This window comes from Pseudoflavonifractor sp. 60 (genome assembly GCF_009911645.1).
Taxonomy (GTDB): Bacteria; Bacillota; Clostridia; order Oscillospirales; family Oscillospiraceae; genus Lawsonibacter.
In genome coordinates this window covers 1-12,932 of record NZ_QWKI01000027.1, presented here as the reverse complement: position 1 = coordinate 12,932, position 12,932 = coordinate 1, and the positions used below count along the sequence as shown (strand labels likewise).

The following is a 12,932-nucleotide window of genomic DNA, read 5'->3' as shown; positions in this document are numbered from 1 at the left end:
TTCGGCACCATCGCCGGCCTGGAGAACGCCAACTATCACACCTTCTTCGGCACCAAGTTCCACACCCCCGACGGCGAGACCTACAGCCCCTGCTGGGCTGACGTGGCCAAGGCCTACGGCGTGGACGCCATCCGCTGCGAGTCCGCCGAGGAGTTCCTGCCCGCCATGGAGAAGGCCATCGCCGCCAACAAGGCCGGCAAGCCCTTCCTGGTGGAGGCCCCCATGGAGAACATTGTGGTGCCCACCCCCGGCTGCTGGAACATCAACGACATTTACAGCCCCAATGAGCTGGTCAAGGAGGGCAAGCTGATCAAGAAGGAGAACGGCCAGTATGTCGCCCCCAGCCACTCCAAGTCCCACAACGCCAAGTAAACGACCCCGGCCTCCTAAATTTACAAACTTTTTCTCTCTTTCTTCTTTCCCCCATAGAAAAGCGGACGTCCGGTTGGACGCCCGCTTTTTGTCATGCAGGCAGAACTGCCTGTTTTTAGCACTCTCAATTATAGAGTGCTAAAAATTCACACTCTGTTCATGCTTTTTTCGCCGGAGGGGCCTATACTACAAGCATACCGCAGGCTGTTCCATGAAAGGAGTGTTAATTTGTGAACATGAATCAGTTTACGCAGAAATCCCTTGCCGCTATCCAGGGAGCCCAGGATATTGCCCTGGAGCGGGGCAATCAGCAGATTGAGCAGCCCCATTTGCTGCTGGCCCTGGTGGGGGACAGTGAGGGCTTCATTCCACAGCTGCTCACCGCCATGGGGATGACTATCCCCAGCTTTGAGGCGGCGGTGCAGGCCCAGGTGGAGCGGCTGCCCAAGGTGTCAGGCTCTGGCAGGGAGAGCGGAAAGGTGTATGTCTCCCAGGATGTGGACCGGGCTCTCCAGGCGGCTGAGCAGGAGGCCAAGGCCATGAAGGATGAGTATATCTCGGTGGAGCACGTCCTTCTGGGGCTGCTGGCCCACCCCAACGCCGCCCTGAAGGAGCTTTTCCGCACCTACAGCCTGACCAAGGAGCAGGTCCTCCAGGCCCTGGCCCAGGTCCGGGGCAACCAGCGGGTTACCTCCGACAACCCCGAGGAGACCTACGATGCCCTGAAAAAGTACGGCTCCGACCTGGTGGAGCGGGCCCGGCAGAACAAGCTGGACCCGGTCATCGGCAGGGACGACGAGATCCGGAATGTGATCCGCATCCTATCCCGGAAGACCAAGAACAACCCCGTCCTCATCGGTGAGCCCGGCGTGGGCAAAACGGCCATTGCCGAGGGACTGGCCCAGCGGATTGTGAAGGGGGATGTACCCGCCTCCTTGCAGGACAAAACCATTTTCTCCCTGGACATGGGGGCCCTGATTGCCGGAGCCAAGTACCGGGGGGAGTTTGAGGAGCGCCTGAAAGCCGTCCTCAACGAGGTAAAGAAGTCGGAGGGGCGGATCATCCTCTTCATCGACGAGCTCCATACCATTGTGGGGGCGGGCAAGACCGAGGGCTCCATGGACGCGGGCAATCTGCTGAAACCCCTGCTGGCCCGGGGGGAGCTGCACTGTATTGGGGCCACAACCCTCAACGAGTACCGGCAGTATATTGAAAAGGACGCCGCCCTGGAGCGGAGATTCCAGCCGGTGATGGTGAACGAGCCCACCGTGGAGGACGCCATTGTCATTCTGCGGGGCTTGAAGGAGCGCTACGAGGTGTACCACGGGGTCAAAATCACCGACGGGGCTATCATTGCCGCCGCAACTCTGTCCAACCGGTATATCTCCGACCGCTTCCTCCCCGATAAGGCCATCGACCTGGTGGATGAGGCCTGCGCCATGATCCGCACTGAGATGGACTCCATGCCCACCGAGCTGGATGTGATTCAGCGGAAAATTATCCAGCACGAGATTGAGGAGGCGGCCCTGAAAAAGGAGACCGACAAGCTGTCCCAGGAGCATCTTGCGGAAATTCAAAAAGAACTGTCCGACCTTCGGGACGAGTTTAATGCCAAGAAAGCCCAGTGGGATAACGAAAAGGGCGCCATTGGCAAGGTCCAGAGGCTGCGGGAGGAGCTGGAGTCCGCCAACGCCGCCCTGGAGAAGGCCCAGCGGGAGTACGACCTGGAGAAGGCCGCCGAGCTGCAATATGGCCGTATCCCCGAGCTGAAAAAGGCGCTGGAGGCGGAGGAGCAGACTGCCGCCGCCGGTAAGGCCCGCTCTCTCCTCCGGGACAAGGTGACCGAGGAGGAGATTGCCCGCATCATCGAGCGATGGACGGGTATCCCCGTGGCCCGGCTGATGGAGGGGGAGCGGGAAAAGCTGCTCCACCTGGAGGATATCCTCCACCAGCGGGTCGTGGGCCAGGACGAGGCGGTGCGGCTGGTCAGCGAGGCCATTTTGAGAAGCCGCGCCGGTATCGCCGACCCGGATAAGCCCATCGGCTCCTTCCTCTTTCTGGGGCCCACCGGTGTGGGCAAGACAGAGCTGGCCAAGACCCTGGCCCAGGCCCTGTTTGACAGCGAGAAGAACCTGGTGCGCATTGACATGTCCGAATATATGGAGAAGTTCTCCGTCTCCCGGCTGATTGGCGCGCCTCCGGGCTACGTGGGTTACGAGGAGGGAGGCCAGCTCACCGAGGCAGTGCGGAGAAAACCCTACTCGGTGGTCCTCTTTGACGAGGTAGAGAAGGCCCATCCCGACGTGTTCAATGTATTACTCCAGGTATTAGACGATGGCCGAATTACCGACAGTCAAGGCCGGACGGTGGATTTTAAGAACACCATCCTGATTTTGACCTCCAACCTGGGCAGCCAGGCGCTGCTGGACGGCATCGGTCCCGACGGCGAGATCAGCCAGGAGGCCCGGGACCAGGTCAATCAGCTGCTGAAGCGCTCCTTCCGCCCGGAGTTCCTCAACCGGCTGGATGAAATTGTCTTCTACAAGCCCCTGACCAAGGAGAATATAACCCATATCATCGACCTGCTGCTGGACGGCCTGAACAAGCGCCTGGCCGATAAGCAGCTTACCGCAGTCCTCACCCCCGCCGCCAAGGCGCAGATCATTGAGGCCGCTTACGACCCCATCTACGGGGCCCGGCCTCTGCGGCGGTACCTCCAGCACACGGTGGAGACCCTCATTGGCCGAAAAATTATTGCCAATCAGGTGGAGCCCGGCGCCAGCCTCACTGTGGACGCCCAAGATGGGGTCCTCGTTGTCCTCTAACGTCTTTGCCTCCTCTGCACCGGTCAGAGGAGGCGCTTTTTCTGACGTTGAATAGAATGGAGAAAAGGAGGGAGTACATTTGGGAAATGTGTTGGACTATTTGGCCTGGCGCGGGGATCTGTCTCTGGTCCAGGTCCCCTTTTGTCCGGTGGACGCGCTGATTCTGTCCGCGCTGTCCTATATCCATTTTGACGGTCTGGTCCCCGCCGGACGGCAGCAGGCCGTTCCCCTGGGGGAGACCGCCCTGCGGTACCTGTCCCTGCCGCCGGAGCGGCGGGGCCGTTGCCGGTGCGACGAGGATTTGAAGCTCCTCCAGGCGTTGGCAGAGGCCCCTCGATTTGCCCCCATGGTACTGTGCCGCTACATAGACCGCTTTGTCCCCCAGGAAGAGACCCAGTTTGCCGCACTGACAGTCCTGCCGGGGGACGGCTCCGCCTGTCTGGCCTTCCGAGGGACCGACGGCACTCTGGTGGGCTGGAAGGAGGACTTCAATCTGTCCTTTCTGGATGTGGTCCCCGCCCAGCTGGAGGCGGCAGAGTACATCCAGAGCATTGCCGCCGGATTCTCCGGGCCCCTGCGGCTGGCGGGACACTCCAAGGGCGGCAACCTGGCGGCGGCAGGTGCTTCCCTGTGCGCCGCGAAAATCCGGGACCGGATCAAGGATATTTACTCCTTCGATAGTCCCGGCTTTACGCCCTACCTGCTCTCTCAGCCCGGATATCATGAGCTGCTAACCCGTATCCGCAGCTTTGTGCCGAAATCCTCAGTAGTGGGACTGCTGCTGGCCCATGAGGAGACCCACACCGTTATCCTCAGTGACCAGGAGGGGCTGTTTCAGCATGATCTCTACTCCTGGCAGGTGTTGGGGGCCGATTTTATCCAGCTGGAGGAGGTGGATGCCGACAGCCGCATCATTGACCGCACGCTGAAAAGCTGGCTGGCCAGCCTGACCCGCGAGCAGCGGGAGGCAGCGGCGGATACCCTCTACCAGCTGCTTTCCTCCGGGGACGCCAAAACAGTTCAGCAGGCCCTGGAACCCAAACATCTGGCCGCCATCCTGGGTTCTATCAAGAGCACCGACCCCAAGGATCTCTTAACCCTGGGTTCCTCTCTGGCCGGGTTGGTGGGAGCGGCCCTGCGTGCATTGAGCTGAATATATAAAACAATTCCTCCGGACGAGCCGGAGGAATTGTTTTGTTTGGCTGGGTGCCTAGGAAAAATCGCCGGAATATCAGCATCATTTCCTAACAGACCGCAGAACCCCGCCGTAGTTCACTGAACACTTAGACCGAACGGTCAATTTACTTCATGCCGTTCTCGTAGGACTCGATCATCTTCTTGACCATCTGGCCGCCCACGGAGCCGGCCTGCTTGCTGGTCAGGTCGCCATTGTAGCCCTGCTTCAGGTTGACGCCGACCTCGTTGGCGGCCTCCATCTTAAACTTGTTCATAGCCTCGCGGGCATTGGGAACCATAATCTTATTGCTGTTGCTGTTAGACATGACTCGTCTCTCCTTTTCATTCATCTGTTTCTTTTTACTTTTGTCGGATGGAACATCCACACATAGCTTTGCCTTGAATGACGGAGATATACTTGTTTTGCGTCCTGCCTATTTTTGTTAAAGCAAGTCATTTTTACCTGATTCTATTCGCCGGTTGTCAGCTGCATAGTGTATATAAAAAGCCAGCGGTCCAATGGACTTCTAGCGTGCATACTTACTTCTCAACACGTCCTTCACCTTATTTCTTCGGCGTTTTCTTACAATTTCAGATTGGCGTTGACACTCCTCAATCAGCTGAAGCGTACAAGCTTAATAACATATGCAATGCAGCTCTTACATCTGCCAACAGACCAGCGGCCTTTCCACGGACTTTTACCATGACGCACAGACAATCAATTACAGCTTGGATAATACCACAAGATATCCGACGTGCCAAGGAGATTTTTCGATATATGGTGTTTTGTCTGGGCTTTTCAGCACACAGGCAAAAGATATGCTTATGTGATATAATACGGCATTAATACGTACAATCGAATGCTGCGCTATACCTGTACGTATTAATGCTGTATTATTTCCGTTTTATGAGGTTGAGACTTACTTTGAGGTACTTATGTGTATAGCACGAAATGAGGCACAGGTATGCGTATTACATGAATCGTTAGTGAACTATAAATAACAATAAGCTCTATTTCTTGTGAAGCAGACGCAATGCCTGACGTGACTCCTGTTCCGCCTTGCAATCATGCTGCTCCATATATGTGAGGATCTCCTGATAAGGAGAAAGCTGGGGAATATGCAGCATCTTGCGGTCCGAGGCGTTCAGCGGCTTTATCAGGTGACAGGCCTCAAATTCCTTGAGCGTATCCAGATCCATTTCCAGCGGCAGGAAGGGGATCCCGGTTTTTCTCTTCAGATTTTCAAGAATGACAAATCCATATACATCAATGTCCCCCTTGTGGAAATATCCCTTGTCTGGATTGGCGGCATAGATCCGCTTCAGCAAATCTGTTCGGATCGTGTTATGAAAACCGCCTAAATAGACGATAGCGTTCTGGCACACGGGTTCATCATGATACGTTGTCAGATTTTCCACTGTAATCAGTGAGGTCCCCTCAATGGATATATTACGGATGGCCGGGACTGCCGTGGACGGAAGCGAGATACCTCCAGGAATTTTTTCAAGATGGATTTCCTGTCCGTTGATATTGATGTGCAAAAGGCCCTTGAACATGACATAGGTAGGGTTATCTACCAGATTAAAAGCGCTGAGAACTGTGTGTTGGGTTAGGCCCTGCCCGCCGTATGCACACAGAATTGATTCGATACAGCCCTGGATTTTCTGGAAACGCTTGGAATCCCCAAAGACTGCATTGGAAAAGTTGCGCACATAGGTCTCAGAGGTTAACTTCATCAGTGCGGACAGAGCAAGCAGGACATCCGCCAGCTTCTGTGGCTGATCCCCGATCCCGTGCCCGACGGGCTTGTTTTTATGGAGCTGTTCTATCTGCGCTGTCCGAAACCGCTCCAAAATCTCGCTGTCTCCAGTTTCCCAGCCGTTCAGCTGGTCCAGCATGGCCCGGCGCGTGTCACCCAGAATTGTACGCCCGGTCCATTGATAGCAGAAATCAATTGTCTCTATTTGAAAACGCAGTTTTCCGTATTGTCCCCGCTCATCTTTGTTCCCCTGCAGAATCCCGCGCTGACGAAGATGCTCGATTGCCTCGTTGATTTCCTGATATGCTCTTTCATCATAGAGATCGTTATATTCCGGAAATGTTTTTTCAACAGAAAGAAAAATACCCTGATGTTTTTTGCTGTCCGCAGTGCGAAACAGCCCCCTGTGTTCATAAATGTCAATAAGCCGGTTTAAAATGACAGATGTATAGTTCATTTGGAGTCCTCATCCTCATAAATTCTTTCAAAGGGAGCCAGGATTGCCCGCGTTCCGGTTTTAACAATGGAATAAGTTGTGTCGCAGTAGGGGAAAATCGCGCTGCATTTTTCAACAGTAGAGATCAGGATCAACTGAAGTCTTGCAGCGGCAAACATTTTCATCATTGGCTCGATCCGGTCGCTGGTCATGTTGTTAAATGCCTCATCCAGCAGGACCAAGCGAATGCTGTTGGGACTCTGCCGGTAAATCTGGAGTAGAGAGGCGCAGATTGCCACATAAAACGGCGCCTGATTTTCGCCGCCGCTGCTGTCACCCATCACCTGGGAAAGAGGGACCTTCATTCCAGTCACAATATTTTCGATTACAATGTCATAATCCAAAAAGGTACGGTAGTCCACATATTTGGATATTTGGTTGCTGACCGCTTTCTTTCCAGCAGAACGGTCCTGCGCGGCCTGATTGACATCCGCCATAATTCTTGCCATCAGCTCGTCCACCTGCTGCTCATAGGCAGGTGTGTTCATGGCCGCCTGGGTAAACAAACTTCCCTCATCTGTGATCTGAACATTGTTTTTATCCATGATGATCTGGTAAAAGGCAGCCAGCTCCTTATTCTTGGGTTCATTGATCACAAAATGATACTTCTCGTCTCCATAGGACAGCTCGGACATGACCCGGTCCATATCCTTAAACTGCAATTTCGCATTCCTGATATCATCCTTCATGCGAAACAGGATCTCCTTCCGAAACCGCTCCTTACAGCGCACCTGGGCCCTCCTCAGATTTTCCAGGAAACGCTCTAGCTCCACCGAAACCAACGACTTATAAATATCCTGATAGACAGGAAGTCCCTCCAGGCCGGTCTGGTAGTCAACGGTATAAGCTGCATTATATTTCTGCTGGAGCGGCTGAAGCTCGTTAATGATGTAGCGATCCCGCTGGTTGATGCACTGTGTGCGGTAATTGATCTGGTAATGTTCGATTTCCGCCGGCGTCTTCGTCTGGACCGCTTCTGTATAGCGTTTGGCAAGTTCTTCCGTCAACTCCGGATGCTCCAATCGAAACCGGTCACATTCTGCCTTTGAACCATCCAGATCCATCATATTCTGAGTAATGGCCTTTTGAGCGTCTGTAACGATCTGCTTTTGCTTCCAAATACGCTCCTTCTGTTCATCAATTTGTCTCTCAACCCTATCCCGAACCTCTTCACAGGCCTTACAGTGGTCAAAAATAGCAGCTAACAGTGGATTTGTCTCATATACTCGCAGCTTTCCCCGAACATTGTTCAGCTCTTCATTCAGCTCTGCAACTTTTTGCCGGGCGTCCAAATTGCTGCTGAGACAGGATGAGTGCTTATCGTAGACAAATTTGCGGTATAGTTCCTCAAAATCCTTGAGCCGTTTTAATTGCTGCTCCAATTCCAGCTGTTTTTTTCCATTTTCTTTTAACTGTGCTTCCAGATATGTAATGCGCTTTTTACGTGCATCTATGCCAATATAGAGTGTAGGTTTCCGCATACGCTGCAGGCGGTAACCCTGGTGGCGCAGAAGATCACGGGTAACGCTGCGGGAAAAATCCTCCAGTTCAGAAGCCGCTTCACAACAAACGATCCCATTCAGCAGATAGTTGACATACTGCCTTGCAACATGATTTTCGCTTCCGATTTTGTAAGCGAGCATATTGGGTTCCGGCAGAGACCACTTTTGACTGTCCCGCATTAAAGACGGTGTATCCACCAGCGACACATCGCCGACCTTTTCACCCAAGCTGGTAAATACCTGTTTTGCCGCCTGATAATGGGATGGGGAAACAATAATATCGAACCGCCGGAAGCCCAGCGCTGCCTCCGCGCACTCCTGCCAAGCAGCGTCCTCCATATAGAGTACCTCGCTGAATATTTTTGCATCGCACTCCATGCCGCGTTTTTGGAACTCCCCATTGATGACCTCCCGCAGCAGCTCGGACTCCTTGGGATACACCATTTTCCCTTCCCGCAGTTTTTTCAGCTCCCCTTTATCATGGGAGAGCACCATGTCAATATTATCCTTTTCTTTCCGACAGAGATAGAGGGCGTTGGCGCTTTCCTCCCTCAGCTCGACCAGAGCTGTGTTAAGCTGCTCCAACGCCTCCGTTTGACGTTCCAGGGGCAGAGCCGCAAACTCATCCAGCGAAATATTAATCTGAGTTTTCAAGCTGGCAGATTTCATTTGGGCGAGGAATCCCTTCAGCTGTTTGAAACTTTCGTCCCAATCGCTCTGCCGCCTCACTTGTTCCCGATATTGTTTAGAAAGCTCTTTTTCCTGCTCTCGATAGAACTTGGTGGCCTGAACTTCAGGATTCTCATCCCGGTTCTGAATTGCCTGACTCAGTGCGTCCTGCGCCTGCTGCTGCCGCTCACGAAGGGTTTCCAACTCCGGCTCCAGCTGCTCCAGGACCCGATTTGCCGCCTCTGCCCGTTTCTGATATTCCTCCTCCTGGGTCAAATTTTTCTTCCAACGGGCGTACAAAATAAATCCCTCATTGAATTCTACCTGTGTCTGGTAATCAAGGGCCTGCTTTCCGCTTTCTACAATTTTTTCAAGATGCTGTACCCTTTGCTGCGCCTCCTGCAGCATCTCCTCAAAGCGTTCCAGTTCCCGCATATCGCTTTGGAGCGCCTCCACATGAATTTTAGGCTCCGGCAGGATATATGCGTAAATAAATGTACGGATATCCGAGATATCTTTCAAGGATGTCCCCATATGGAACACTTCGTTGAATTTCTTTCCTAGGCTGGACTCCGAGTCGCCGATCCCCAGGATACGGCATATGTACTTTTTGGCATCCTTTTGACTGGCAGGGGCGCGCATCCCATAACCGGAGGCCTTGAACGCCTCCTTTTTGGAGGGCCGCCGGTTTTGGTCCACAAACAGAAGGTCCTCCAGCCGTGTGCCGGGCTTTGTGATAAACCAGTCCTGGGAGACATGGCGGAGATCCTCCGCCGGGCTTTCCGACTCAACTCGGACCGAAATCACAAAGGTTGTATTCCTTTCATGGTCTATAAACTCCACACCTACATAAGAAACCGTATGTCCAGGGCGAAGATAGCTATTTTCACCTCGCTGTTTTCCGTGAACGGACCCCTGAAGTGTCCGTGTGCTTTTGCGGTTTCCGGCGGCGTTAAAGTCTTTGTTAGTGGTGAGACAATAGCGGATGGCGTCCATAATGGTGGTCTTACCCACCGCATTGACACCAATCAGATAGGTCACCATGCGGAAGGGGATGCAGTCGTCCTGAAAATTGTGCCAGTTGATCAGGCGAAGACGCGTCATTTCAATCATCAGACGATCCCTCCCCAGCAGGACTAAAACCCGCCCGCTCATACTGCAAAAGGTATTCCCTGGTCTGGGCATAGGCCTTGGTGATTGCCTGCTCCGGCAGTGCAAGCATCACAGACGACAGAATTTGAATCCGGGCAGAGGAATTTTCCAGGCGGTCAATGGCCAGGGCCAAATTATATTTTTTAAATGTGCGCAGAGCAGCCTCCAGAGTGCGGCGGTCCAGCTTTCTGGGCAAATTCAGCTTGTTGTATTCCGCTTCCACTTCTTCCACCGTCACTGTCACCAGCTGTTCGCTGACGGATAGAGTTTCGCGCTTTTCCACATAGAGCAGCCGGAGAATCAGCAGCAGAATTGTCTCATATTTTTGAAATTCCACACGGCCCCACTCATGGAGATTGACCAGCTGCGCAACCCGCAGCGTACGGTTGATGACAACAGAATATCCCAAAGGGCGGAATATGGTCTGCAATTCCTCCTCGTTGTTGGTAATCAAGTAGTATTTTTCTCTGGTGGAATCTAAGTTGCCAATCACAAAGCAATGGTTTAGCAAGTAATTTGCCAGTTCCTCCCGCACTTCATTTCTCATATACACACCCCTCTTTTCGTGACCGTAAAATCCTGAAAGCGCAGGCCGTGACATTCCACAAAATTGGGCTTCATAACTACATCAAAGGTCCGGTCCCCGGAGGCAGAGTATGTGTGAAGGCCGATGATTTTTACAATATCTTCTGCTGTTTGGTGCTGCTCTGCCAGCTCCCGGGCAGTAACAGCCTGGCGCCGCTTCAGGACTGTATGTGCAAAGCGATTTACATTTTCTGCGGTGACTGCGTTCCGTGCATATTGCAGCAGCTGTGCCTGATGTGCTGCAACAGCCTGTGCATCCGCCTCCTCCAGCTCCGGCAATTCTTCGATCGGTGTGGGTCTTCTAGGCTGGACAGGAGACTTTAAGGATTTTGTGTCAAAATAGCCCTGGGAATACATTTGAGGCAGTGATGCCAGGATTTCGTCCTCGGTATCGTAAAAGTCCTCAGGCGCCTCAATCGTTGCGGCACAATAGCGCAGGATACGGTTGATTTTACTCTTGACGGTTCCGTCTGACAGAAGCAAAAATTGGGCTCTCTGAACGGCGCGGGTGCGGTACAGTATGTGTCTCTCATCGATTACCTTTATAATCTCTTCCATTTCCCGCAGGTCCTCCTCCAACTTGAAGACAAGCCGGCCAATTGCAAGATTTGCGTCCCCGTCGGACACCTGCTCCACCAGAACAAAGTCTCGGATTAGAGCCTCCAGGCATTCCGTCCGGCACAGCTCCAGCTGTTCCATCAGCTCAGAGCGGTAGTAAAAGAGATTGTCGTTGGTTTTGAATCGGTGATATGCCCCCACGACCACCTTTTCCTCGTAAGATTCAAACAGAGCCAAAACTTCCTCCGGCGTCTTCCCACAGGTCAGCTCATCCATATACGTTCCGATGGAGGCCGCCAGCTGCTGCAGCGATGCGTTCAGCTCGTCCAAATCGCCCGATACCTCCCGCAGGATGTTTTCATAAGGGCTCTCCTCCTCGGAAATACTCTGAAGCAGCTTATAAACCTTGAACAGCTTTCCCTTATAGGTGACCATCTGCGGCGAGACGATATCATGAAATGAGCGGATAATGGGAACGACCCTGTGATTGACCACAATTTGTGCCTCTTCCTCGTAACTGCCTTCACGCTCCTCCAGCCAACCGGTATCTTTTAACCGGCGCAGGAACATGGAGGCATAAAAACGCGGCGGCTGAGAAACCAGTTCCTCGCCTTTGGAATTGCACAGGTCCTCCAGGTCAAAAGCGATCTCCTGACTCAATCCGGTAAAATATTCTTCCAGCCAATCCAGAACCATCGTTTTTGATTCGCCGTAAATCGGACTTCGCTTGCACCGCTGCCAAATCAGCGTGATGATATCCACATATTCACGGCGGTTAACCCCTGTCAACGGCTTGAAAAAGTCCCATGGAATGATATCAAAAAGCTGCAAAACATACCTCCGTTCTGAAAATCCGTCGAATTTCTTCTGCAACGCGGGGTAAAATGATGGGGAAGAGGTGGTATCATGCTCAGCAATGAACGCAGACGGGATTTAGAGGATTTGTTTTTTCTGGATGGAACCCCGCCTGACCACTTAGCGGATGAAGAATGGGAGTACTGGTCAACGCTCTCCCAACAGTGGGATCAGGCTTTGTCTCATATCTATCAAAAAATTTCACAGCAGGATAATTTGCGTGACAAAACTCAGTGATACCAGAATTGTAATTAAGGATATAAACACAGGTCCTTTACCCGGCGGACAAACTCCATCTGGGAGATCATCCCTTCAGCCTTCGATTTCAGAGCGGCGATCTGGTGCTCCTTCCGCTCCGGGTTGGCACTGTCCAGGATTCTGCCCCTCTGGGCGGGCAGGTAGTCTTCAATCTCCTGGAACTGCTGTACAAATATATTATACTGGAGAATTTCAATATGGACAAGTGTATTTTTGACAAGGGCACCAGTTTGTGGTATAAGCTCCAAAGGAATTTTACTACTTCCCTGCCTGACTTTACCCATGGAGGATGAACCCCTTGTCGGAACTGTGAAGATGGTGGCACTTGCAATACATCGGGGAATATTGCAAGGCACGATATATTGGTTTACTGGTAAATGACATGGGGTGGAAGAATGAGCAACATCTGGACAAGCGCCATGGAGATCGTAAACCCAGAAATTATATACACGCAAACGATAAGCAAAACGGCGGCAGGGATCATCTCTGCCGCCATTTTGTGGCTGATCTGCGAAAAAGTATTTAGAGTATTTTCTGCAAAGTACCCTATCTCAACAGACTTCAATTCGTAAAGTAGAGAAAATTTGTAGAGCGAACCGGGGCAGTTCCACCTTGTGATGCCGCAGGAGCGAACAAGCGGCGAAGCCGCTTGCCCCCTTTTGAAAGGGGGTAGCCGAGCGAAGCGAGGGCGGGGGATTGTCCCTGAAAGCACCATCTTCTACCG

At 52.7% G+C, this 12,932-nt stretch carries 11 protein-coding genes; 5 read left to right on the top strand and 6 right to left on the bottom strand.

The window, feature by feature from the left end; translation table 11 throughout:
• The 3 genes from D1646_RS02930 to D1646_RS02920 form a co-directional block, all read left to right on the top strand.
• Positions 1-372: thiamine pyrophosphate-dependent enzyme (locus D1646_RS02930; protein WP_243153998.1), on the top strand; the 372-nt coding region annotated here is incomplete at its 5' end.
• Between the two features lie 230 nt (positions 373-602).
• A complete protein-coding gene (gene clpB, locus D1646_RS02925; RefSeq protein ID WP_160635006.1) occupies positions 603-3,197 on the top strand; it encodes an ATP-dependent chaperone ClpB in 2,595 nt (864 codons plus the stop codon).
• 88 nt (positions 3,198-3,285) lie between these two features.
• The gene (locus tag D1646_RS02920; RefSeq protein WP_347565118.1) at positions 3,286-4,350 is read left to right on the top strand and encodes an Mbeg1-like protein; all 1,065 of its coding nucleotides are present in this window, start codon (positions 3,286-3,288) and stop codon (positions 4,348-4,350) included.
• Between the two features lie 148 nt (positions 4,351-4,498).
• Here the strand turns inward: D1646_RS02920 and D1646_RS02915 are convergent, their stop codons facing one another.
• The 5 genes from D1646_RS02915 to D1646_RS02895 all read right to left on the bottom strand — a co-directional run bounded on the left by D1646_RS02915 (position 4,499) and on the right by D1646_RS02895 (position 11,926).
• Positions 4,499-4,699, bottom strand: coding sequence for an alpha/beta-type small acid-soluble spore protein (locus D1646_RS02915; RefSeq protein ID WP_160635004.1), 201 nt, complete (start codon positions 4,697-4,699; stop codon positions 4,499-4,501).
• A 685-nt stretch (positions 4,700-5,384) separates the two neighbouring features.
• Positions 5,385-6,590 (bottom strand): Wadjet anti-phage system protein JetD domain-containing protein, encoded by a 1,206-nt coding sequence (locus D1646_RS02910; protein WP_160635003.1) that lies wholly within the window; start codon positions 6,588-6,590, stop codon positions 5,385-5,387.
• Complete coding sequence (locus tag D1646_RS02905; protein WP_160635002.1) at positions 6,587-9,913, bottom strand: SbcC/MukB-like Walker B domain-containing protein; 3,327 nt, start codon at positions 9,911-9,913, stop codon at positions 6,587-6,589. Before D1646_RS02905 ends, D1646_RS02910 begins: the two co-directional genes overlap by 4 nt.
• Positions 9,906-10,499 carry a DUF4194 domain-containing protein gene (locus tag D1646_RS02900; RefSeq protein WP_160635001.1) on the bottom strand — a complete coding sequence of 198 codons (594 nt, stop codon included), beginning with the start codon at positions 10,497-10,499 and terminating at the stop codon, positions 9,906-9,908. Before D1646_RS02900 ends, D1646_RS02905 begins: the two co-directional genes overlap by 8 nt.
• The gene (locus D1646_RS02895) at positions 10,496-11,926 is read right to left on the bottom strand and encodes a Wadjet anti-phage system protein JetA family protein (RefSeq protein WP_160635000.1); all 1,431 of its coding nucleotides are present in this window, start codon (positions 11,924-11,926) and stop codon (positions 10,496-10,498) included. The genes D1646_RS02900 and D1646_RS02895 overlap by 4 nt, the downstream gene beginning before the upstream one ends.
• 75 nt (positions 11,927-12,001) lie before the next feature.
• Between D1646_RS02895 and D1646_RS02890 the strand changes: the two genes are divergently transcribed.
• A complete protein-coding gene (locus tag D1646_RS02890; protein WP_160634999.1) occupies positions 12,002-12,187 on the top strand; it encodes a hypothetical protein in 186 nt (61 codons plus the stop codon).
• A gap of 14 nt (positions 12,188-12,201) precedes the next feature.
• On the opposite strand, the gene D1646_RS02885 is transcribed toward D1646_RS02890, so the two are convergent.
• Positions 12,202-12,492 carry a hypothetical protein gene (locus tag D1646_RS02885; RefSeq protein ID WP_160634998.1) on the bottom strand — a complete coding sequence of 97 codons (291 nt, stop codon included), beginning with the start codon at positions 12,490-12,492 and terminating at the stop codon, positions 12,202-12,204.
• Between the two features lie 111 nt (positions 12,493-12,603).
• Here D1646_RS02885 and D1646_RS02880 point away from each other — a divergent pair, with 111 nt between their 5' ends.
• A complete protein-coding gene (locus D1646_RS02880; protein WP_160634997.1) occupies positions 12,604-12,780 on the top strand; it encodes a hypothetical protein in 177 nt (58 codons plus the stop codon).
• Positions 12,781-12,932: the final 152 nt, after the last annotated feature.

Coding starts and splice junctions, on each gene's coding strand:
- D1646_RS02915 (WP_160635004.1), bottom strand. CDS start 4,699: ATGTCTAACAGCAACAGCAATAAGATTATGGTTCCCAATGCCCGCGAG.
- D1646_RS02910 (WP_160635003.1), bottom strand. CDS start 6,590: ATGAACTATACATCTGTCATTTTAAACCGGCTTATTGACATTTATGAA.
- D1646_RS02905 (WP_160635002.1), bottom strand. CDS start 9,913: ATGATTGAAATGACGCGTCTTCGCCTGATCAACTGGCACAATTTTCAG.
- D1646_RS02900 (WP_160635001.1), bottom strand. CDS start 10,499: ATGAGAAATGAAGTGCGGGAGGAACTGGCAAATTACTTGCTAAACCAT.
- D1646_RS02890 (WP_160634999.1), top strand. CDS start 12,002: ATGCTCAGCAATGAACGCAGACGGGATTTAGAGGATTTGTTTTTTCTG.
- D1646_RS02885 (WP_160634998.1), bottom strand. CDS start 12,492: ATGGGTAAAGTCAGGCAGGGAAGTAGTAAAATTCCTTTGGAGCTTATA.
- D1646_RS02880 (WP_160634997.1), top strand. CDS start 12,604: ATGAGCAACATCTGGACAAGCGCCATGGAGATCGTAAACCCAGAAATT.